Source organism: Serratia sp. TSA_105.2 (genome assembly GCF_052692115.1).
In genome coordinates, this window is the sequence record NZ_JBQZFT010000005.1 from 68,330 (window position 1) to 89,466 (window position 21,137).

Annotated in this window: 19 protein-coding genes and 1 tRNA gene; 10 read left to right on the plus strand and 10 right to left on the minus strand. The window is 60.0% G+C overall.

The genetic code is table 11. The features are described from left to right. The first annotated feature begins 8 nt into the window (after positions 1–8). Positions 9–1,373 carry a cell envelope integrity protein CreD gene (gene creD, locus ACUTSC_RS16870; protein ID WP_197768459.1) on the plus strand — a complete coding sequence of 455 codons (1,365 nt, stop codon included), beginning with the start codon at positions 9–11 and terminating at the stop codon, positions 1,371–1,373. Between the two features lie 36 nt (positions 1,374–1,409). On the opposite strand, the gene fldB is transcribed toward creD, so the two are convergent. After that, positions 1,410–1,928 (minus strand): flavodoxin FldB, encoded by a 519-nt coding sequence (fldB, locus tag ACUTSC_RS16875; protein WP_033635825.1) that lies wholly within the window; start codon positions 1,926–1,928, stop codon positions 1,410–1,412. A gap of 106 nt (positions 1,929–2,034) precedes the next feature. Between fldB and xerD the strand changes: the two genes are divergently transcribed. The 6 genes from xerD to ACUTSC_RS16905 all read left to right on the plus strand — a co-directional run bounded on the left by xerD (position 2,035) and on the right by ACUTSC_RS16905 (position 8,430). Beyond that, positions 2,035–2,934, plus strand: coding sequence for a site-specific tyrosine recombinase XerD (gene xerD, locus ACUTSC_RS16880; RefSeq protein WP_063990783.1), 900 nt, complete (start codon positions 2,035–2,037; stop codon positions 2,932–2,934). Between the two features lie 26 nt (positions 2,935–2,960). Continuing rightward, positions 2,961–3,677, plus strand: a complete 717-nt coding sequence (gene dsbC / locus ACUTSC_RS16885; protein ID WP_197768458.1) for a bifunctional protein-disulfide isomerase/oxidoreductase DsbC — start codon at positions 2,961–2,963, stop codon at positions 3,675–3,677. 6 nt (positions 3,678–3,683) lie between these two features. After that, a complete protein-coding gene (gene recJ / locus ACUTSC_RS16890; protein ID WP_063990700.1) occupies positions 3,684–5,417 on the plus strand; it encodes a single-stranded-DNA-specific exonuclease RecJ in 1,734 nt (577 codons plus the stop codon). A gap of 166 nt (positions 5,418–5,583) precedes the next feature. Beyond that, a protein-coding gene (gene prfB, locus ACUTSC_RS16895) for a peptide chain release factor 2 (RefSeq protein ID WP_096242572.1) occupies positions 5,584–6,682 on the plus strand; the annotation gives its coding sequence in 2 pieces (ribosomal slippage) (positions 5,584–5,658 and positions 5,660–6,682; 1,098 coding nt in all). A 9-nt stretch (positions 6,683–6,691) separates the two neighbouring features. Beyond that, positions 6,692–8,209: a lysine--tRNA ligase gene (gene lysS, locus ACUTSC_RS16900; RefSeq protein WP_033649459.1), complete on the plus strand. Its 1,518-nt coding sequence runs from the start codon at positions 6,692–6,694 to the stop codon at positions 8,207–8,209. 147 nt (positions 8,210–8,356) lie between these two features. Next, positions 8,357–8,430 (plus strand) — tRNA-Gly (locus ACUTSC_RS16905). A 167-nt stretch (positions 8,431–8,597) separates the two neighbouring features. On the opposite strand, the gene ACUTSC_RS16910 is transcribed toward ACUTSC_RS16905, so the two are convergent. From ACUTSC_RS16910 to ACUTSC_RS16935, 6 genes are all read right to left on the minus strand, one after another. Next, a complete protein-coding gene (locus tag ACUTSC_RS16910; RefSeq protein WP_445653466.1) occupies positions 8,598–10,595 on the minus strand; it encodes a BCCT family transporter in 1,998 nt (665 codons plus the stop codon). 155 nt (positions 10,596–10,750) lie between these two features. Next, positions 10,751–11,065 (minus strand): hypothetical protein, encoded by a 315-nt coding sequence (locus ACUTSC_RS16915; RefSeq protein WP_047730850.1) that lies wholly within the window; start codon positions 11,063–11,065, stop codon positions 10,751–10,753. A 128-nt stretch (positions 11,066–11,193) separates the two neighbouring features. Continuing rightward, positions 11,194–12,426, minus strand: a complete 1,233-nt coding sequence (locus tag ACUTSC_RS16920; protein WP_197768456.1) for a cysteine desulfurase-like protein — start codon at positions 12,424–12,426, stop codon at positions 11,194–11,196. Further along, positions 12,423–13,037, minus strand: a complete 615-nt coding sequence (locus ACUTSC_RS16925; protein ID WP_225735536.1) for a 2OG-Fe dioxygenase family protein — start codon at positions 13,035–13,037, stop codon at positions 12,423–12,425. The genes ACUTSC_RS16920 and ACUTSC_RS16925 overlap by 4 nt, the downstream gene beginning before the upstream one ends. Before the next feature lie 268 nt (positions 13,038–13,305). After that, the gene (locus tag ACUTSC_RS16930) at positions 13,306–13,644 is read right to left on the minus strand and encodes a hypothetical protein (protein WP_197768455.1); all 339 of its coding nucleotides are present in this window, start codon (positions 13,642–13,644) and stop codon (positions 13,306–13,308) included. A gap of 135 nt (positions 13,645–13,779) precedes the next feature. Further along, positions 13,780–14,349 (minus strand): HdeD family acid-resistance protein, encoded by a 570-nt coding sequence (locus ACUTSC_RS16935; RefSeq protein ID WP_033644791.1) that lies wholly within the window; start codon positions 14,347–14,349, stop codon positions 13,780–13,782. A 149-nt stretch (positions 14,350–14,498) separates the two neighbouring features. Between ACUTSC_RS16935 and actS the strand changes: the two genes are divergently transcribed. Continuing rightward, a complete protein-coding gene (gene actS / locus ACUTSC_RS16940) occupies positions 14,499–15,248 on the plus strand; it encodes an amidase activator ActS (protein ID WP_197768454.1) in 750 nt (249 codons plus the stop codon). A 34-nt stretch (positions 15,249–15,282) separates the two neighbouring features. Here the strand turns inward: actS and ACUTSC_RS16945 are convergent, their stop codons facing one another. After that, positions 15,283–16,140 (minus strand): GyrI-like domain-containing protein, encoded by an 858-nt coding sequence (locus ACUTSC_RS16945; RefSeq protein ID WP_197768453.1) that lies wholly within the window; start codon positions 16,138–16,140, stop codon positions 15,283–15,285. 181 nt (positions 16,141–16,321) lie between these two features. Between ACUTSC_RS16945 and ACUTSC_RS16950 the strand changes: the two genes are divergently transcribed. Continuing rightward, on the plus strand, positions 16,322–18,091 hold the full coding sequence (locus tag ACUTSC_RS16950; protein WP_033638572.1) for an ABCB family ABC transporter ATP-binding protein/permease: 1,770 nt from the start codon (positions 16,322–16,324) through the stop codon (positions 18,089–18,091). Positions 18,092–18,100: 9 nt separating this feature from the next. On the opposite strand, the gene betI is transcribed toward ACUTSC_RS16950, so the two are convergent. Beyond that, on the minus strand, positions 18,101–18,697 hold the full coding sequence (gene betI, locus ACUTSC_RS16955; protein ID WP_060441322.1) for a transcriptional regulator BetI: 597 nt from the start codon (positions 18,695–18,697) through the stop codon (positions 18,101–18,103). A 158-nt stretch (positions 18,698–18,855) separates the two neighbouring features. Between betI and ACUTSC_RS16960 the strand changes: the two genes are divergently transcribed. Continuing rightward, the gene (locus tag ACUTSC_RS16960) at positions 18,856–20,400 is read left to right on the plus strand and encodes a BCCT family transporter (RefSeq protein ID WP_197768452.1); all 1,545 of its coding nucleotides are present in this window, start codon (positions 18,856–18,858) and stop codon (positions 20,398–20,400) included. A 6-nt stretch (positions 20,401–20,406) separates the two neighbouring features. On the opposite strand, the gene ACUTSC_RS16965 is transcribed toward ACUTSC_RS16960, so the two are convergent. Next, a complete protein-coding gene (locus ACUTSC_RS16965; RefSeq protein ID WP_445653467.1) occupies positions 20,407–20,838 on the minus strand; it encodes a VOC family protein in 432 nt (143 codons plus the stop codon). Positions 20,839–21,137: the final 299 nt, after the last annotated feature.

Here is a 21,137-nt window from a genome sequence, read left to right on the forward strand (position 1 = left end):
GAGCGAGCATGATGAAATCGGTACTTTTCTGGAAAATAACCACGCTGCTGGGATTGATGGTGGTGATGTTGATCCCCATCGCCCAACTAATGAGCGTGATCGACGAACGCAGCGGCTATCGGCAAAGCGTGGTCGGGCAGGTAAGCGAAAGCACCAGCGGGGCACAGCGCGTGCTCGGCCCGTTGATTGTCATTCCCTACGTCGAACGAGAAGAAAAGAAAGACGAGAAAGGACAAACGGTAGTGCAGCGGGTGCAGCATTACCGCTATTTGCTGCCGGAGTCGCTTCAGGTGCAGGGGGCGCCGAAAGTAGAGGTGCGCAAACTGGGCATTTATCAGACGCAGGTTTACCAGGGGCCGCTGAACTTCAAGATGCGTTTCGGCCAGCCGGAACTGACGGATTTGCAACGTGCCAACGTGACCGTCGGCCAGCCATTCCTGCTGGTGGCGCTCAGCGACTCTCGCGGCATCAAGAGCATTTCCCCGCTGGCAATGCCGCAGCCGGTGGCGTTTGAGCCGGGCACCGGCGTGGGATCGTTGCGCCAGGGGATCCACGCCCCGCTGACGCTGGCGGCACTGCAACAAAAAGAGGGGCTGAACGCCGAGTTCACCCTGACGCTGGCGGGCACCAGCAGCCTGTCGCTGGTGCCGCTGGGGCGCAGCAGCGAGCTGCAGCTGCAAAGCAACTGGCCACACCCGAATTTCCTCGGCAACTTCCTGCCGGATGAACGCAAGGTGACGGAGCAAGGGTTTAGCGCTCGCTGGCGCAGCACCTGGTTCGCCAACAACATCAACAGTGCGTTCCATTACGACGATGGCATTATCGATGAGGACAAGCTGCCGGCCTTCAGCGCCAGCCTGGTCGAACCGGTCGATCACTATCAGCTGACCGAGCGCGCGGTCAAATACGCGCTGCTGTTTATCGGGCTGACGTTTATGGCATTTTTCCTGTTCGAAACCCTGACCGGGCTGCGGGTGCACCCGATTCAGTACCTGCTGGTCGGCGCGGCGCTGGTGTTGTTCTACCTGATTCTGCTGGCCTTCTCCGAACACCTGGGATTCGCTCTCGCTTACCTGGCGGCCAGCATCGCCTGCAGCGGTCTGATCGGCTTCTATCTGAGCGCCGTACTGCGCGGCAAGCTGCGCGGTGCGCTGTTCGCCGCGAGCCTGTTGCTGTTGTACGGCGTGCTCTATTTGCTGTTACAGTCGGAGGACAATGCGTTGGTGTTGGGGGCGGGGCTGCTGTTCGCCATTCTGGCGGGCATTATGCTGTTGACGCGCAAGCTGGACTGGTATCAGGTGGCGGATCCGGCGCGGTTGACCAAGGAGACGCCGGCCGGGGAAGATGAGCCACGCTTCCGTCTGTGGAAATAAGCGGGGGAATCGGGCGCGCTCAGCGCCCGACAGCGGCTACAGCAGCGGCTCCATCTCCAACAGGATCTGTTCGCACCATTGCTGCAGGCGCTCTTCGCTCAGATCGTATTGGTTGACCTCATCGAGCGCCAGGCCAACGAAGTGTTTGCCGTCGGCGCTCAGCGGTTTGGGGCTGGTGAACTCGAAGCCCTCAGTGGGCCAGAAGCCGATGAACTGTACGCCCAGCGGCGCGATGTGATCGTGCAGCATGCCCAGCGCGTCGAGGAACCACTCACCGTAACCGAGCTGATCGCCCATGCCGTACATGGCGACGATCTTGCCTTTCAGATCCAGCGCCGGCAGCTGCGGCCAGATCGCTTCCCAGTCTTCCTGCAGTTCGCCGAAATCCCAGGTCGGGATACCGAGGATCAGAATGGAATAGTCCTCCATCAGCTTGGGAGAGACGTCTTTCAGGTTGTGCAGGTCGACCAGGTCTTCACCCAGAATCTCACGGATTTTTTCTGCCGCCATCTCGGTGTAGCAGGTGCTGGAGCCGTAAAACAGACCAATCTTCATGTGTAAACCGTTACGTTGCTGTTTAGAGAATTGCAGCGAGTATACCTGATTTGCGTCGGCTTAAGGCATAATGGCGCGGGTGGAAATGCAACAAAGAGAGGACCGCGTGCAACAGCAAGACAATGCGCTGATTGAACAATTCCTGGATGCGCTGTGGCTTGAGCGCAATCTGGCGGAAAATACGCTGGCCTCCTACCGGCTGGATTTGCAGGCCCTGGGCACCTGGCTTGGCCAGCAGAACACCGCCTTGCTGCAGGCGCAGGCGTTGGATCTGCAGGCGTTTCTCGCCGAGCGGGTAGAGGGCGGCTACAAGGCCACCAGCTCCGCGCGTTTGCTGAGCGCCATGCGCCGCCTGTTTCAGTACCTGTACCGTGAAAAGCTGCGCGCCGACGATCCCACCGCGCAGCTGGCGTCCCCCAAACTGCCGCAGCGTTTACCGAAGGATCTGAGCGAGGCGCAGGTCGATGCGCTGCTGCAGGCGCCCTGCGTCGATCAGCCGCTGGAGCTGCGCGACAAGGCGATGCTCGAAGTGTTGTACGCCACCGGGCTGCGGGTTTCCGAGCTGGTGGGGCTGAGTATCAGCGACGTCAGCCTGCGGCAGGGCGTGGTACGGGTGATCGGCAAGGGCAACAAGGAACGGCTGGTGCCGCTGGGCGAAGAGGCGGTCTACTGGATCGAAAATTATCTGGAGCACGGCCGCCCGTGGCTGGTCAACGGCCAGACGCTGGATGTGCTGTTCCCCAGCACCCGTTGCCAGCAAATGACCCGACAGACGTTCTGGCATCGCATCAAACACTATGCCATCCTTGCGGGCATCGACAGCGAGCGTCTGTCGCCGCACGTGTTGCGGCACGCGTTCGCCACCCATTTGCTGAACCATGGGGCCGATCTCCGTGTCGTACAGATGTTGTTAGGACACAGCGATCTCTCGACCACGCAAATTTATACTCATGTAGCGACCGAACGACTGAAACAGCTACATCAACAGCATCACCCGCGCGCCTGAGCGGCGGGTTCGAAAGGATTGGAACAATGAAAAAAGGTTTAATGCTGCTCTCTCTGCTGGTGGCTTCGGTGACCGGTGCCGCCCATGCCGATGACGCGGCGATCAAAAAAGCGCTCGCCAGCCTGGGCATCCAGCAGGCGGACGTGCAGCCTTCACCAGTCAACGGCCTGAAAACCGTGCTGACCGACAGCGGCGTGCTGTACGCCTCCGAAGACGGTAAGCACATTCTGCAGGGCCCGCTGTTCGACGTCAGCGGCAAAGAGCCGGTCAACGTGACCAACCAACTGCTGGGCAGCAAGATGGACGCGCTGAAAGATCAGATGATCGTTTACAAAGCGCCGAAAGAGAAACACGTGATCACCGTGTTCACCGACATCACCTGCGGTTACTGCCACAAACTGCATCAGCAGATGAAAGAGTACAACGATCTGGGCATTACCGTGCGTTACCTGGCATTCCCGCGCCAGGGGTTGGCTTCCCAGGCTGAAAAAGACATGCAGTCTATCTGGTGCACCGCCGACAAGGCCAAGGCGTTCGACGCCGCCATGAAGGGCGACGCCGTTTCTCCGGCGACCTGCAAAACCGACATCAGCAAGCATTACCAGCTGGGTGTGCAATTCGGCATTCAGGGCACGCCGGCCATCATCCTGGAAAACGGCATGATGATCCCGGGCTATCAGGGGCCGAAAGAGATGGCCGCCATGCTGGATGCGCACCAGGCCGCCACCAAAGCCGGTGGTTAATCGCCGGTGAGTATTAAAACGCAACTACGCCGCCGCCCGGCGGCGGACGACACGCATCTGCCCGCCAGTTTGCCGCCGCTGCTGCGTCGGCTTTACGCCCTGCGCGGCGTACAGGGTGAGCAGGAGCTGGAGCGCGGCGTCAAGGGCATGCTGCCCTGGCAACAATTGGATGGCATCGACGCCGCCGTCAGCCTGCTGCAACAGGCGCTGGCCGACGGTCGCCGCATCATGGTGGTGGGCGATTTCGACGCCGACGGCGCCACCAGCACCGCGCTGACGGTGCTGGCGCTGCGCAGCATGGGCGGCGCAGCCGTCGACTACCTGGTGCCGAACCGTTTTGAAGACGGCTACGGCCTGAGCCCCGAAGTGGTGGAGCAGGCGGCGGCGCGCGGCGCGGAGCTGATCGTCACCGTCGATAACGGCATCTCCTCCCACGCCGGCGTCGATGTGGCGCACGCCAAGGGCATGCAGGTGCTGGTGACCGATCACCACCTGCCGGGCGAGACCCTGCCGGCGGCCGAAGCGATCGTCAATCCTAATCTGCGCGGCTGCGGTTTCCCGTCCAAATCGCTGGCCGGGGTGGGCGTCGCGTTCTACCTGATGCTGGCGCTGCGCGCCCGGCTGCGGGACAGCGGCTGGTTCGAGCAGCGCGCGCTGGCGATGCCCAATCTGGCGGAACTGCTGGATCTGGTGGCGCTCGGCACCGTGGCCGACGTGGTGCCGCTGGACGCCAACAACCGCATTCTGGTGTATCAGGGGTTAAACCGCATTCGCGCCGGCAAATGCCGACCGGGCATCCGCGCGCTGCTTGAGGTGGCCAACCGCGACGCCCGCCAGTTGGCGGCCAACGATCTCGGTTTCGCCCTCGGCCCGCGTCTCAACGCCGCCGGCAGGCTGGACGACATGTCTATTGGCGTGGCGCTGCTGCTGAGCGACGACATCGCGCAGGCGCGCATGCTGGCCAACGATCTCGACGCGCTGAACCAGACGCGACGCGAGATAGAGCAGGGCATGCAGGTGGAAGCCCTGCAGCTGTGCGACCAGTTGGAGCGCACCAGCACCGAGCTGCCTTACGGGCTGGCGATGTATCACCCGGAATGGCATCAGGGCGTGGTGGGTATCCTCGCCTCGCGTATCAAAGAGCGTTTCCACCGTCCGGTGATCGCGTTCGCGCCGGCGGGCGACGGCATCCTGAAAGGCTCCGGCCGTTCGGTGCCCGGTCTGCACATGCGCGATGCGCTGGAGCGGCTGGATATGCTGAACCCCGGCCTGATGATGAAGTTCGGCGGCCACGCGATGGCGGCCGGGCTGTCGCTGGAAGAGGCCAGGTTCGACGAGTTCCGCCAGCGCTTCGGCGAGCTGGTGGGGGAATGGCTCGATCCGGCGATGCTGGAAGGGGTGATCTGGTCCGACGGCGAACTGGCGATGCAGGAGCTGTCGCTGACGACGGCGGAGCTGCTGCGCGAGGGCGGCCCGTGGGGCCAGGCGTTTCCGGAACCGACCTTCGACGGCAAGTTCCGCATTCTGCAGCAGCGGCTGGTGGGCGAGAAACACCTGAAGCTGATGGTGGAACCGCTCGGCGGCGGCCCGCTGCTCGACGGTATCGCGTTCAACGTGGACACCACGCTGTGGCCGGACAGCAGCGTGCGCGAGGTCGAGCTGGCCTACAAGCTCGACGTCAACGAGTTTCGCGGTAACCGCAACGTGCAGCTGCTGATCCAGCATCTTTGGCCGCGCTGAGGCGAAATTGAACACAATTCGGGGATTGGGCTCTCCAATCCCCCGCATCCTTCCCGATCGCCACAAAAACTGACCAACTCGCTATAAACTGCCGCCCGGATCCGTTAGAATTAGCGGTTCCAATGGCATTCCGCCATCGACGACATCAACGTAAAAGAACGAAACCATGTTTGAAATTAACCCGGTAAAAAACCGAATTCAGGACCTGTCCGAGCGGACTGCGGTTCTTAGGGGGTATCTTTGACTATGATGCCAAGAAGGAACGCCTAGAAGAAGTCAACGCCGAGCTGGAGCAGCCGGACGTGTGGAACGAGCCGGAGCGCGCACAGGCGCTCGGCAAAGAGCGCGCCGCGCTGGAAGCCATCGTTGAAACCATCGATCAGCTGGAGCAGGGCGGCGAAGACGTCGGCGGGCTGCTGGAACTGGCGGTGGAAGCCGACGATGAAGAGACCTTCAACGAAGCGGTCGCCGAGCTGGATCAACTGATGAGCAAGCTGGATCAGTTGGAATTCCGCCGCATGTTCTCCGGCGAATACGACAGCGCCGACTGCTACCTGGATATCCAGGCCGGCTCCGGCGGCACCGAAGCGCAAGACTGGGCCAGCATGCTGCTGCGTATGTACCTGCGCTGGGCCGAAGCCAAGGGCTTCAAGACCGAAGTGATCGAAGAGTCCGACGGCGACGTCGCGGGCCTGAAGTCTGCCACCATCAAGATCATCGGCGACTACGCGTTCGGCTGGTTGCGTACTGAAACCGGCGTTCACCGCCTGGTGCGCAAGAGCCCGTTTGACTCCGGCGGTCGTCGCCACACCTCGTTCAGCTCGGTGTTCATCTACCCGGAAGTCGACGACGATATCGATATCGAAATCAACCCGGCGGATCTGCGTATCGACGTGTACCGCGCCTCCGGTGCGGGCGGTCAGCACGTCAACAAAACCGAATCCGCCGTACGTATTACTCACCTGCCAACCAACATCGTGGTGCAGTGCCAGAACGATCGTTCTCAGCATAAGAACAAGGATCAAGCGTTTAAACAGCTGCGAGCCAAGCTGTACGAGTTTGAGATGCAAAAGAAAAATGCTGATAAGCAGACGATGGAAGACAACAAGTCCGACATCGGCTGGGGCAGCCAAATCCGTTCTTACGTGCTGGATGACTCCCGCATCAAGGATTTGCGCACCAACGTCGAAACGCGTAACACGCAGGCCGTACTGGATGGCGACCTGGATAAATTCATTGAGGCAAGTTTGAAAGCCGGGTTATGAGGAATAGAAATGTCTGAACAACAAGTACAGGGCGCCGATCAGGCGCTGGATCTCAATAACGAACTGCAGTCCCGCCGCGAGAAACTGGCCGGCCTGCGCGAGAACGGCATTGCGTTCCCGAACGACTTCCGTCGCGACTCCACCTCCGACAAACTGCACGCCGCATACGGCGATAAAGACAACGAAGAGCTGGAAGCGCTGGGCGTAGAAGTGACCGTCGCCGGCCGCATGATGACCCGCCGTATTATGGGCAAGGCATCCTTCGTCACGCTGCAGGACGTGGGCGGCCGCATTCAGCTGTACGTCGCGCGCGACGATCTGGCTGAAGGCGTGTACAACGACCAGTTCAAGAAGTGGGACCTGGGCGATATCCTCGGCGCGCGCGGCAAGCTGTTCAAAACCAAGACCGGCGAACTGTCGATCCACTGTACCGAGCTGCGTTTGCTGACCAAAGCGCTGCGCCCGCTGCCGGACAAATTCCACGGTCTGGCGGATCAGGAAACTCGTTACCGCCAGCGTTATCTGGATCTGATCGCCAACGAAGAATCGCGCAACACCTTCAAAGTGCGTTCTCAGGTGATGTCGGCTATCCGCAACTTCATGGTGGAACGCGGCTTCATGGAAGTCGAAACCCCGATGATGCAGGTGATCCCGGGCGGCGCGTCCGCGCGTCCGTTCATCACGCACCACAATGCGCTGGACATCGACATGTACCTGCGCATCGCGCCGGAACTGTATCTGAAGCGTCTGGTGGTCGGCGGCTTTGAGCGCGTGTTCGAAATCAACCGTAACTTCCGTAACGAAGGCGTCTCTCCGCGTCACAACCCAGAGTTCACCATGATGGAACTCTACATGGCTTACGCGGATTACAAAGACCTGATCGAGCTGACCGAGACGCTGTTCCGCACCCTGACCGAGAAAGTGCTGGGCACCTCTCAGGTGCAGTACGGCGACGAAGTGTTCGACTTCGGCAAGCCGTTCGAGAAGCTGACCATGACCGAGGCGATCAAGAAATACCGCCCGGAAACCGATCTGGCTGACCTGGCCGACATGGGCAAAGCGGTGGCCATCGCTGAATCCATCGGCATCAAGGTTGAGAAGAGCTGGGGCCTGGGCCGCGTCGTGACCGAGATCTTCGAAGAAGTGGCGGAAAGCCATCTGATTCAGCCGACCTTCATCACCGAGTACCCGGCTGAAGTGTCGCCGCTGGCGCGCCGCAACGACGTTAACCCGGAAATCACCGACCGCTTCGAGTTCTTCATCGGCGGCCGTGAAATCGGCAACGGCTTCTCCGAGCTGAACGACGCCGAAGACCAGGCTCAGCGCTTTGCCGATCAGGTGAATGCCAAAGACGCCGGCGACGACGAAGCGATGTTCTACGACGAAGACTACGTCACCGCGCTTGAGCACGGCCTGCCGCCGACTGCCGGTCTGGGCATCGGTATCGACCGTATGGTGATGCTGTTCACCAACAGCCACACCATCCGCGACGTGATTCTGTTCCCGGCGATGCGCCCACAGAAATAATTCCGTTTAGCGTGAAACCACCGGTGCAGGCAACTGCGCCGGTTTTTTTTCGCCCACCGGACTTAACCGCTTAAAACATCGACAGTTACGCGCCATCTCCGCTTGCCCACTGCCGATAACCGGTTATAATGCCTGTCGCACACCGATGCGGGTGTAGTTCAATGGTAGAACGGCAGCTTCCCAAGCTGCATACGAGGGTTCGATTCCCTTCACCCGCTCCAGCACTCCCTTCTGAAAACATCCTGATTCTCCGAAAGATTACCCCAACCCAATCCTTTGCTCCTGTAAGCGTTATCACTGGTTGTCCGCCATCCCACCAGCATCATCAGCGCCGTGGTGAGGAAAGCAGGGCAAAAAAATGCCGCCCCTCGGGACGGCATGTCGGCCTTTAGCGCACCAGATGCAAGAAATGCAGGTGTTTCTCGTACTGATCGAGAATATCGTTGATTAACTGCTCCTGATTCCAGCCCATGACATCGTAGTTCTGGCCGCCTTCTTTCAGGTAGATCTCCGCGCGATAATACTTGTGCTGCTCGGCTTGCTGTTCATCGTTATCCAGCCCGGCGAGGGCGAACGTCGGCGAACTGTAGCCGCGCAGTCTGACTTCATAGATAAAGTTAAGCTCATCGCCCAAATCGACCTCGAAACGAATGCGGTCTTCCGCGGTGGCGTTGATGCTGCTGAGCGTGTTTTGTTTACTCAGCTCTTCCTGCACCAGCGTCATGGCCGGTTGGATAACTTCATCCATAAAGCGCTTAACCAGCGAGCGCTTTGGCAGGTAGGCGATATTGCGCAGCCTGCGCTGCCAGGGAATGGGGTTGCGAGCGGCGGTGGGGGCGATGGTGGCCATATTTTGGCTGTCGCGTTTGGTCAGGTCGCGGCGCAGGGCCTTAAGCAAGCCGTAAATGGATATCAGCAAGATGGCCGAGAAAGGTAATGCGCTGGCGATGGTGACGGTTTGCAGCGCGCTGAGTCCCCCGGCGATCAGCAAGGCGATGGCGACGATGCCCATCAGCGCCGCCCAGAAAATGCGTTGCCAAACCGGCGTGTTGCTGGAGCCGCCCGAAGCCAGCGTATCCACGACCATGGCGCCGGAATCGGCGGACGTGACAAAAAAGACGATAACCATCGCCATGGCGATAAACGAAAGCACGCTGGAGAACGGGAAATGCTCCAGGAAGTTAAACAACGCCAACGCCACGTCTTGCTGTACCGTAGTGGCGAGGTCTGTCGCGCCCTGTTCCATGATGAGGTAAATGGCGCTGTTGCCGAACACCGTCATCCACATGAGGGTGAAGCCGGCCGGGACGAACAGCACGCCCGTGACAAATTCGCGGATGGTTCGGCCGCGGGAAACCCGTGCGATGAACATACCGACAAAAGGCGACCAGGAGAGCCACCAACCCCAGTAAAGCAGCGTCCATCCGCCTAACCAGTTGCTGGATTTTGGCTCATAGGCATACAGGTTGAACGTCTTGCTGACCAGCTCGGACAGATAGCCGCCGGTATTTTCCACAAAGGATTTCAACAGCAGGACGGTTGGCCCCAATAGCAAGACCAAGGCCAGGAGCAACAGCGCCAGGCTGAGGTTCAGCTCTGACAGAAAGCGTATGCCTTTCTCCAGCCCTGAAACCACGGAAATGGTGGCCAGCCCGGTAATCACCACGATCAAGATCACCTGAACGGTTTCGTTGATCGGCACGCCAAACAGGTGGTTAAGCCCGGCGTTAACCTGCAACACGCCATAACCCAGCGAGGTTGCGACCCCGAACACGGTGCCGATGACGGCGAAGATATCGACGGTGTGGCCGATAGGGCCATAAATGCGGTCGCCGATGATCGGATAAAGCGCAGAGCGCAGGGTCAACGGCAGGCCATGTCGATAGCTGAAGAAGGCCAGAATCAACGCCACGATGGCGTAGATCGCCCAGGCGTGCAGCCCCCAGTGGAAAAAGGTCAGGCGCATGGCCTGTTTGGCCGCCTCGACGCTCTCGGGCGTGCCGACCGGCGGCGAGAGGTAGTGCATCACCGGCTCAGCAACGCCGAAGAACATCAGGCCGATGCCCATCCCCGCTGAAAACAGCATGGCAAACCATGAGTGGTAGCGAAAATCGGGTTGCGCATGATCGGGGCCAAGTTTGATGTCGCCGTAGCGGGAAAGCCCCAGAAACGTCACGCTGAGCAAGATCAGCGCTACGGCCAAAATATAAAACCAGCTGGCGTTGGTGAAGATTTGTTGCTGCAGAAGTTTGAAGTTTTTGTCAGCGACGTCGGGGAAAAAGGCGGCGAACGCGACCAAAAGAAAAATGAGGACTGCAGAGGTAAAGAATACCGCTTTGTTGATATGGCTTTGCGGCTTTTTTAGGGGGGTGTCTTTCTCACTCATAAATTGATTTATTCCATTTGTTTGATTATCGCCCTGAATGGAGGAGAGGTGTAACCTGTTATATCGTAGCAAAATAGTCAGGCTGTCGGTGCCGGTCAATAGGGCGGAATTACCGCTGCCTGAGCGCGGTAATTCCGAGTTATTCCGTGTTGCCGTTAGTTAAATAAAAATGCCAATAGTCCGGTCACTTTATTTTTATTTTCCCATCCTTCCAATTTCATGCAGGCATTAACGAATTCTGTTCTGCGCATTTCATTGCTGTCCGAGGGGAAAGCGCCGCCACCGGCGTTGGGGATCTCCGTGCCGTTGATCGTCATGGAGGAGAAGGTCGGCGAGCTGGCGTGCAAAGACAGGTTCACGGGATAGCGCTGTTCGGCTTCTTGCCGGCAGTGGGTTCTGGCCGCTTCGAGGGGCGTTGGGGTTGCCGTTTGCGCTTCCCATTTCTCCGGCGTGGCGCAGGAAGACATCATCAATGCGGCGGCGATAACTGCATATTTTCGCAAAGTAAAAATCCATTTCTAAAATAAAATCCCCTTGATTCTACCCCCAGCGTGCCGCGATGGCCCGCTCAATAAGGTGAGCGGGCCGATGTGGCGAGTTAACTGAGGATATCTTCGGCGATCACCTTAAACAGCGTGTCTATTTCGCCCTGGGTGTTGTAGTGCATCATGCCGATGCGCAGCACGCCGCCGTCCTGTAACCCCAACTGCTGGATCAGACCCAGCGCATAGAAATGCCCGCTGCCGGCGCAGATGTTGTGCTGCCCCAGGCGGCGGGCGATCGCGTCAGGCGTCTGGCCGCTGAAGGTCAGGGCGAAGGTTGGCGTGCGGCGCGTGCTGTCCGCCTGTGAATGGCCGTAGAGCCGAACGCCGTCGAGTTGCTGCAGCCGTTGCAAAAAGTGGTGGCACAGCGCCTCTTCATGCCGGTGGTAGGCGGCGAAACTCTCCTGCAAACGCTGCCTTAACGGCGCGCCCGGCGTCCCCCACTGCGCCAGATAGTCGATCGCCGCCGCGACGCCGGCCAGCGCCTCGAAGCTTTGCGTGCCGGTCTCGAAACGGCCGGGGCCGACATCGGTGGCCGGCTCGACTTTGTACGGCCGCAGGCGTTGCAACCACTGCGGCGCGAGGTAGGCCATGCCGACGTGCGGGCCAAAGAACTTGTAGGCTGAGCACACCAGGAAATCACAGCCCAGCGCCTGCACGTCAATCAGGTTGTGCGGCGCATAGTGCACGGCGTCGACATACACCTGCGCGCCGACCCGATGCGCAGCTTCGACGATGGTTTTGATATCGACGATGCTGCCGGTGACGTTGGAAGCGTAGCTGACCGCCACCAGGCGGGTATTGGCGTTGATGCGCTCACACACCTTTGCGGCGTCCAATGCGCAGTCGGTGCTCTCCAGCGGTATCTGATGCACCACGGCCCCTTGGTCTGCGGCGGCCTGCTGCCAGCTGGAAACGTTGGCGTAGTGATCGAGCGCGGTGACGATGACCTCATCGCCGGCCTGCCAGTCGCGGCTGATGATGCGGCTGAGATGGAAAGTCAGCGTGGTCATATTCATGCCGAAGACGATGTTGTCCGGCGAAGGCGCATTTAACAAGGCGCGCACCGATTCGCGCGCCTGGCCCATCACCTCGCCGGTGACCCGGCTGGAGAAGTAGTGGCCGCCCAGGTTGGCGTTGTATTTCCCCAGGTAGTCCGTCATCTTTTCCAGCACGCCCCGTGAAACCTGTGCGCCGCCGGGGCCGTCGAAAAAGATCGCCGGTTTGCCGTCGATGTGCTGGGACAGGGCGCTGAACTGGCGTCGGGCGAGCTCGGGCGTAAAGGTCATGCTTTCTCTCCCCGCGCGGTGAGGACGAAGAGATCCAAATGGCCTTCTTCAGTTGGGCTTACGGCGTTGATCGGCGTGGCGTTGTGCCACAGTTTGCTGTCCGCCAGCAGCACGGCTTCACCGTCCGCCAGCGCTTTTTTAAAGAAGGGATCGTGGTGGCTGTCGTCGTACAGCATGATTTCACCGCCGACGATGTTGTGCCGGTGAATGGCGATCATGGCGATATGGTCGAAGCCATCCTGGTGAATGCCTTCCGGCGCCACCTGGGTGTCTTTCTCGATGGCGACCACGCGCATCTGGTGGATCTCTATCTCGGCGCCTTCCGGCAGTTCGTTGCTTTCTGCAAACAGGTTGCACATCTCCGCCATGCCGGCGCTCTGCAGCACGGCGCTGTCGATAGGTTCGAAGCGGCGCACCACGTTGCCCTGGAAGTGGTTGATCTGATCGGACTGCATGAAGGTGCGCGGCCCCACTTCGGCGACGTTGGGGTTGAGGTATTTGACGACCGAATAACGGCGCAGACGATATTTGCCGTCGGCGTGTTGCGTGTGGGGCAAGGAGGAAAACGAAGGCATCAGTTGTTGGGTGGCTTGCGGGCTTAGTACAGTCATACTTATTACGTTTTCGTGTTTCTGTAACATAATCACCTCTAATAATAATAATTTCTGATGTTGTAGGGGGTAATTCGATTGAATTGTAGACGACTCTATAACCAACGCAATTTGGCGGTAGCGAGGTGTGACGGCGGTCGTAAAGCTGGATGAACGCCCGCGCTAAAAGAGGGAGAATAAGGGGGAGATGAGAATGGTGTCGCCATGATTCGGCGCGGATGATAGCCGCGCCGATTGACGTTAAGCGATGGGCGCGCGGCCCTTATGTTCAGAACGTCTCGAAATACAGCTCGCGCAACAGCCAGGATATTTCATTGTTGGTGCGATTAAGCGTCTCGATTCGGCGAACCCCTTTCGCTTCGGCGCGCAGATCGAGCAGCAAGTTGCGAATCTGCTGGAATAACGGGGTTTGCGGGCTGGGTTTGGCTAGCTGCTGCCCGCACAGTTTGATACCGGCGTCGCAGCCGGTGACAATGTCCGCCAGGCAGCACGGGCAGGTGGCTTTTTGGCGCGCCATATTGCGACATTGTTGCCCGATTACCTGATTGAAGTGGCGTAATTGCAGGCAGACTTCCCGTGAGTTCAGCGGGTTGGAATGGGTGGTCATCGGCTTTAGCTCCCTTGTCTGCGCCTATATTGGCACTTACCGATGAAGATAACCACGGACAAGCAGAGGGGGTATCGCCTTGTTTTGTCTGGAAACAACGAAAGCGATGAGGCCCGCGGCGGCGGGCCGGTACGATCAGGCGCGTTTAAACAGATTCGCCGCCTGGAACAGCGCAAAGGAGCTGACCAGCATCTCGATGCCGACGATCGCCGTCACCAGCGTGACCGACGCCGCCGGGCCTGAGCCAATCAGCATCCAGGCGATGATCAAATCGAGCACGCCGATAACGAACTGCAGCCAGTTGCCCGGCAGCCCGCGGCGCATGTAGCCCGCCGCCAGGCGCGCGATGCCGCCGAGCGCGAACAGCACGGCGAGGTACACCGCCAGCGCCAGAATGCCCGCCAGCGGGCTGGTGATGAATACATAGCCGATAATCAGGTAGGCCACGCCCAGCAGAATGCCGCCGATCATCGGCCAGGTATTCTGCGCCCGGTTAGCGATCATGGCGATAATCAGCCCAGCGCCGCTCAACAGCAGCAGGATGCCGACCACGATGCTCAGCGCTGCGCCGGAGGCGAAAGGATTGACCAGGCACAGTATCCCGCCCGCCAACAGCAGGAAGGCGATGATCAGCAGGGTGGTGCGTTGCTTTTTGAGCAGTTCTTCGCTCAGGAGGGGCAGATTATTGCGGTCGAGGTTCAACATGACAGTACTCCATTTCGTCGTTGGGTAATTAATCAGTCATCCTTACCTGTTTAGCATAGACCGTCCGGGGGTTTTTGACTGACCCGGCGCAAATGTTACACTGTGCGGCTGACGCGTATCAGAACCGAAACGACGACTGAGGACTGGATTTGAGCACAGGAAGCAAATGGGCTGGGTGGCGCCGCGTCGCGGTGTGTCTGACATTGGGGCTGTTGTTGGCCGGGTGTTCGGGTAAAAACACCTACAACCGCGACTACGACAAACTGCCGAAGGGCAGCTACACCGGCAAGTCTTACACCGTCAAACGGGGCGATACGCTGTACTACATCGCCTGGATCACCGACAGCGAAGTCAGCGATCTGGCCAGAATCAACAAGATACGCCCGCCTTATAGCCTGGAAGTGGGGCAGAAACTGCGGCTGAGCGGCGGCACGCCGACCAAAACCGCCGCCACGCGACGTAAAACGTCTTCCGCAGCGATCGCCAAGCAAACGCCGCCGCCGGGCGCAGCCCGCTGTTGGCGTTGGCCGACCAGCGGCCGGATCGTGCAGGCCTACTCCAATTCAGATGGCGGCAACAAGGGCATCGACATCGCGGGTAAACGCGGCCAGCCGATCTACGCTTCCGCCAAGGGCAAAGTGGTGTACGTCGGCAACCAGCTGCGCGGCTACGGCAACCTGATCATGATTAAGCACGGCGAAGACTTTATTACCGCCTATGCGCACAACGACACCACGCTGGTGCGCAACGGCCAGGATGTGAAGGCGGGGCAGAAGATCGGCACCATGGGCAGCACCGGCACCGATTCAGTGTTCCTGCATTTCCAGATCCGCTACCGCGCCACCGCGCTTGATCCGCAGCGTTATCTGCCGCCGCAAGGTTCGTCGCCGTCCTGTTAACGTCAGTCTGGCTCCTGGCGGAGCCAGATGTCAGCTACTTCAGCGGCAGGTAAAGATCGGTCACCAGTTCATATTCCGCCACTTCGTGCACGAAGTTGTGGTAGTGGAAATAGAGCGGAAAATCGCGCAGCTCTTGGCCGCTGGCCGGCAACCACTCGCGGTACAGATAATGGGCACTTTCCGAGAGCCCATCCAGCGAGCCGTGATGGCGCAGCACCGCGCAGCGCCCGGCCGGCAGCGTGCTGTTCACCACGCCGAAGGCACTGTCCTCGGGGATCGGCGCAGTGACCTCGCCGCAAATGAAGAAGCGGAAGTCCTGTGCTTCGGTGGTGGCCGGATCGTGCGGTGCGATGCCGAAAGTACGGCTGCTTCTGACCGGCGACAGGCCGCTGGTTTTGCGCCACTCGATAAAGCGCGCGGCGGTTTCGTTAACCAGCGCGGACGGGCCGCGATGTTCGATCATCGCCACCGGCGTGGCCGGGAAGTCGACAATGTCTACCTTCATGGGTTGTTTCCTTGTGTGTTTCGGCTCGGGAAAGCGCTGCTGCCAATCGATCCAGGCCGGCCGTTTGCGAAACTGGCTTGGCGTTTGGCTGAACGCCTGTTTGAAGGCGCGGCTGAAGGACTCCGGGTTTTGAAAACCGGCGTCCAGCGCGATGTCAATCACCGGCTCCAGCGGGTTATACGCCAGGCGGTACGAGGCGCGTTTGAGCCTCATCCACTGGATATAACGCCACACCGAGATGCCGCAATACGCGCTAAACTGGCGTTGAAAGTGAAAGCGCGAAAAGTGGGCCACTTCGCTCAGTTTTTCGACGGTGAGCGCCTCGTCCAGGTGGCGGTCGATATAGTCAAAGACCTGCGCAAAGCGCTTTGCATACGTCTGGGTCATGTGATTGTCTCCTCCATGCCTGAACTTTGCCCGAGCCGCCGCTGCTTCTCCTGACGGATGATGCTGAGTTGCCGCCGCAGGAGAATGGGATGGCTGCGGCGTTCGCCGCCGGCCAGGCCAAACTCATAACCCCCGCGCGGCCGTGCGCCGCGATCCCGACCGAGAAGATGAATATTACATGATGGATCGTTCCCGTTTGCTGAAATTCCTGCTGCCCTACCTGTGGCCGAAAGACAACCCGCGCCTGCGGGGGTACCTGGTGGTGGCCTTCGTGTTCATGGTGGCGGCCAAGGTCAGCACCACGCTGGTGCCGCTGGCCTACAAAGCGATGGTCGATGCGCTGAGCGGCGAGACGGCGAAAATGCTGGCGGTGCCGCTGGGGCTGATCGTCGCCTATGGCGTAGCGCGGGTGGGCGGCGCGCTGTTTGAGGAACTGCGCAACGTGATGTTCATCCACGTCAGCCAGAACGCCACGCGCCTGCTGGGCGTGCGGGTGTTTCGCCAGCTGCATGCGCTGAGCCTGCGCTTCCATCTGGAGCGCCAGACCGGCGGGCTGTCGTTGTCCATCGAGCGCGGCACCCAGGCGGTGTCCACGGTACTGTCGCGGCTGTTGTTCTCCATCGTGCCGATCCTGTTCGAGCTGACGCTGGTCACGGCGATCATGTGGCACATGCTGAACGGCTGGTTCGCGCTGGCGATCCTGACGACGGTCGGCTGCTACATTCTGTTCACCGTGCTGGCGGTCAGCTGGCGCACCCGCTTTCGCCGCGAGCTCAACAAGGCCAACGCCGACGCCAACAGCAAATCCATCGACAGCCTGCTGAACTATGAGACCGTAAAGTACTTCGGCAATGAAGAATTCGAAGCCGAGCGCTTCGATCTGTCGCGTCGGCTGTACGAATACGCCGCCATCAAGAACCAATTCAGTTTTACGGCGATCAACCTGGGGCAAACCGCCATTATTTCGATCGGGCTGATCGTGATGATGACCATGGCGGCGCAGGGCATTACGCAGGGGACGATGACGGTCGGCGACTTCGTGCTGGTCAACGCCTATCTGCTGCAGCTGTATCAGCCACTGAACTTCTTCGGCTTTATTTATTCCGAGGTGCGTCAGGCGCTGATCGACATGGAGAACATGTTCGATCTGCTGCAGGAAGAGCGTGAGATCGTCGATAGCCCGGATGCGCAGCCGCTGCGCCTCGATCGCGGCGAAGTGCGGTTCGATGCGGTCAGCTTCGGTTACGACACGCGCCGGCCGATCCTCAAGCAGGTGAGTTTTACCATTCCGGCGGGCCACACGGTGGCGGTGGTCGGCGCCTCCGGCGCGGGCAAGTCCACGCTGTCGCGCCTGCTGTTCCGCTTCTACGACGTGCAGGGCGGCGCCATTACTCTCGACGGTCAGGACATTCGCCAACTGACCCAGGCCAGCCTGCGGCAGGCGATCGGCATCGTGCCGCAGGATACGGTGCTTTTCAACGATACGCTGCGCTACAACATCGGCTACGGCAAAACCGGCTCCAGCGATGAAGAAATCGAGCGGGCGGCGCGGCTGGCGCATATCCATGATTTTATCGTCGGTCTGCCCGACGGTTACGACACCCGGGTGGGTGAGCGCGGGCTGAAGCTGTCGGGCGGTGAAAAGCAGCGGGTGGCGATTGCGCGCACCATTCTGAAAAATCCGGCCATCCTGGTGTTCGACGAGGCGACCAGCGCACTGGATACCCAGACCGAACGCGAAATCCAGGGGCACCTGCGCGAGGTGAGCCGCAACCACACCACGCTGGTGATCGCCCACCGGCTCTCCACGGTGGTGGACGCTGATGAGATCATCGTGCTGGAAGCGGGGGAGATCGTCGAGCGCGGTGGGCACGAGGCGCTGCTGGCCGCGAACGGCCGCTACGCCGCGATGTGGCAAACCCAGTACAGCGAAGAGCAGGAATCGCGCTGACGAGGGCGTTCACCCCAGCGGCTGAGCGGCATTGAGCCGCTGCGCCACGTAGTCGCAGGCGATGCGGCAGTCCTGCTTCAGGTCTGTCTCGTCGCCGGCCAGGCTGCCGCGCAGCCAGAGCCCATCGATCATTGCCGCCAGCCCGCGCGCGGCGTCACGAGCCTGCCGTAGCGGCAGCTCGCGACGGAACTGGCAGCAAATGTTGGAATAGAGTCGCCGATCGTTGGCGCGCTGCAGGCGTCGCAGCACCGGCTGGTGCATGCTGGCGGCCCAGAAGTCGAGCCAGGCGCGCATGGACACGGCGTTGGTTTGGCTGGGGTGGAAGTTGCCCTGGATAATGGCGAACAGCTGTGACTGGCTGTCGCTCGCCGCCTGCGCGCGGCATTCGGCTACCGCGTCGCGCAGATCGCGCAGGATTTTGCGCATGGTGGCGCTCAGCAACCCCTCTTTATCGCCAAAATAGTGGCTGACGATGCCGGTCGACAGCCCGGCTTCTTTCGCCACCTGAGACAGGGTGACGCCAGCCAGCCCGACGACGTTAATGGTCTCGAAGGCGGCGTTAATCAGCTGCTCCTTACGCTGCTCCGGAATGTCTCTTCGGTACATATTTTCCTCAACTGATAGGCCAATCACACTTTGGATTTGATTGATTGAACGGTCAATCAATACTCTATATGCTGCGAAAATGTCAAATAAATGACGATAAAGTGTTAACAAAATGTGGCATTGAAATCGTCTGTCTTTCGCATCATGGAAGCCTGCCAATGACAATTAAAACTCCCCCATCGCTTGACGAAGAACCTGTCAGATTGAATGCTCCGGTATTTTTCGGCTCGGCGGCGGTGATCCTGCTGCTGGGATCGCTGGTCGTGCTGTTTCCCTCCGCCAGCAAACTGTGGCTGAACGCCGCGCAAACCTGGGTCGCCGACGTGTTCGGTTGGTACTACATGCTGTTGATGGTCATCTGTATGGTGTTCGTCTTCTGGCTGGCGCTGTCGCGCTTCGGCCATATTCGACTCAGCCAGGATGACGAACCGCCGCAGTTCAGCTATCCCTCGTGGGTGGCGATGCTGTTCTCATCGGGTATTGGCATTGCGCTGGTGTACTACGGCGCCTATGAACCGCTGGATCACTTCCTGTCTCCACCGGAAGGCAGCGGCGGCACCGTGCAGTCGGCGCGACAGGCGATGGCGCTGACCTTTTTGCACTGGGGGCTGCACGGCTGGGCGCTGTATGCGCTGATTGCCACCGCGCTGGCCTATTTCGCCTATTGTCGCGGCTTGCCGTTGGCGCTGCGCTCTGCGTTATATCCGATCTTCGGCGAGCGCACCCACGGCGGCATCGGTCACCTGGTGGACAGTTTCGGCATTCTGGTGACGGTGATCTCAATGGTAACCAACCTGGGGATCGGCGCGCTGCTGGTGAACTCGGGGCTGTTTTATCTGTTCGATATTCCGCAAAGCACCGGCGTGCTGCTGGCGCTGATCGTGGTGATGATGGTGGTGGCCACGCTGGCGGCGGTCACCGGCGTCGAGAAGGGCATCGCCATGTTGTCGAACATCAACGTCGGCTTCCTGTGCCTGCTGCTGCTGTTCGTGTTTCTGGCCGGGCCGACGCTGAATCTGCTGAACGGCATGTTGCAAAACCTCGGCGATTATCTGACCTCGCTGGTCAGCCGCAGCTTCGATATGTATCTGTACGGCAAGGCGCGCCAGTGGCAGGGCGCCTGGACGCTGTTCTACTGGGCCTGGTGGGTGGCGTGGGCGCCGTTCGTCGGGCTGTTCATCGCGCGGATCTCCAAAGGGCGCACCATTCGCGAACTGATTTTCGGCGTGCTGCTGATCCCGCTGGGCTTCACGCTGGCGTGGCTGTCCATCTTCGGCAATACCGCCATCAGTCTGGTGCTGGAAGGCGGGCAGGCGATCCTGGGGCAGGTGGCGCAAAGCGATCCGCCGATGGCGGTGTTCAAGCTGTTCGAATATCTGCCCTATACCCAACTGACTGCCGGTTTCGTGGTGGTGATCAGTTTCGTGCTGTTCCTGACGCCGGTCGATTCCGGCACGCTGATGATAGCGAACCTCTCCTGCCAGGGCGGTTCCGCCCATGATGACGCGCCGGCCTGGCTGCGGGTGTTCTGGGCGGCGGTCACCACGCTGGTGTGCGCCGGGTTGCTGTACGCCGGCAGTTTCAGCGCGATGCAGACCGCGGTGGTACTGTGCGGCCTGCCGTTCTCGGCGGTGATCGTGCTGTACATGGTCAGCCTGCGCAAGGATCTGTGCCGTTACGCCATGAAGCCGGTGCTGCCCTGAGGCGGTTTATTCGTCTGCGCGCGGCCGGTGATGCACGTACTCGACAGTCGTGCCGTCCGGCAGGCGCGCATTGAAACAGGTGCCGGTGGGCACCTCCACCGGGCCGAAGAAAATCTCTGCTCCGGCGGCCAGCAGCCGCTGGTGATAGGGATAAATGTCATCGACCAGCAGCGTGCCGACGGTACTGCGGAAAGGGCGCAACTGCTCTTCCGCCCCCTCCAGGATCAGAAACGGCCCCACCGCCGCCAGTACCAGCCGATGCTCGGGAAAATTGAAGCGCATGTCCGCCGTTACGCCGTGCAACTGCTCGTAAAACGCGATGGCGCGATCGATTTCGCCTTCGTCAACGTAGACCCGAATCAGCACGCGCGGCTCACGCAGCGATGACGAGTCGGCGGTTTTGCGCCAGAAACCGGCTTTTGTCAGTGCTGTCGTCATGTTCATCTCCTTGCTGGTTACCTGCCGCTTATCATGCCGCCGTTTTTCCATCCGGGGTTGGAACGAGTTGGCATAAGCTAGCCGCGCCGGTAATAACCCGCTCGCAGGACGTTAAAGGGGATTCTGTTTGTGATTCCGGTCACGGCCTGCGCTTTTATTATTATTCAGCATTGATAATATCATGACGTGATTATTGATTAACACAATGGAGTTAATCGTTCGCGCCATAACTGCGATAAAGCAAACGGATTCAAATAATAAAGCGGGTGGGGCAATGCGGCCGATGGAAAGGGAAATGT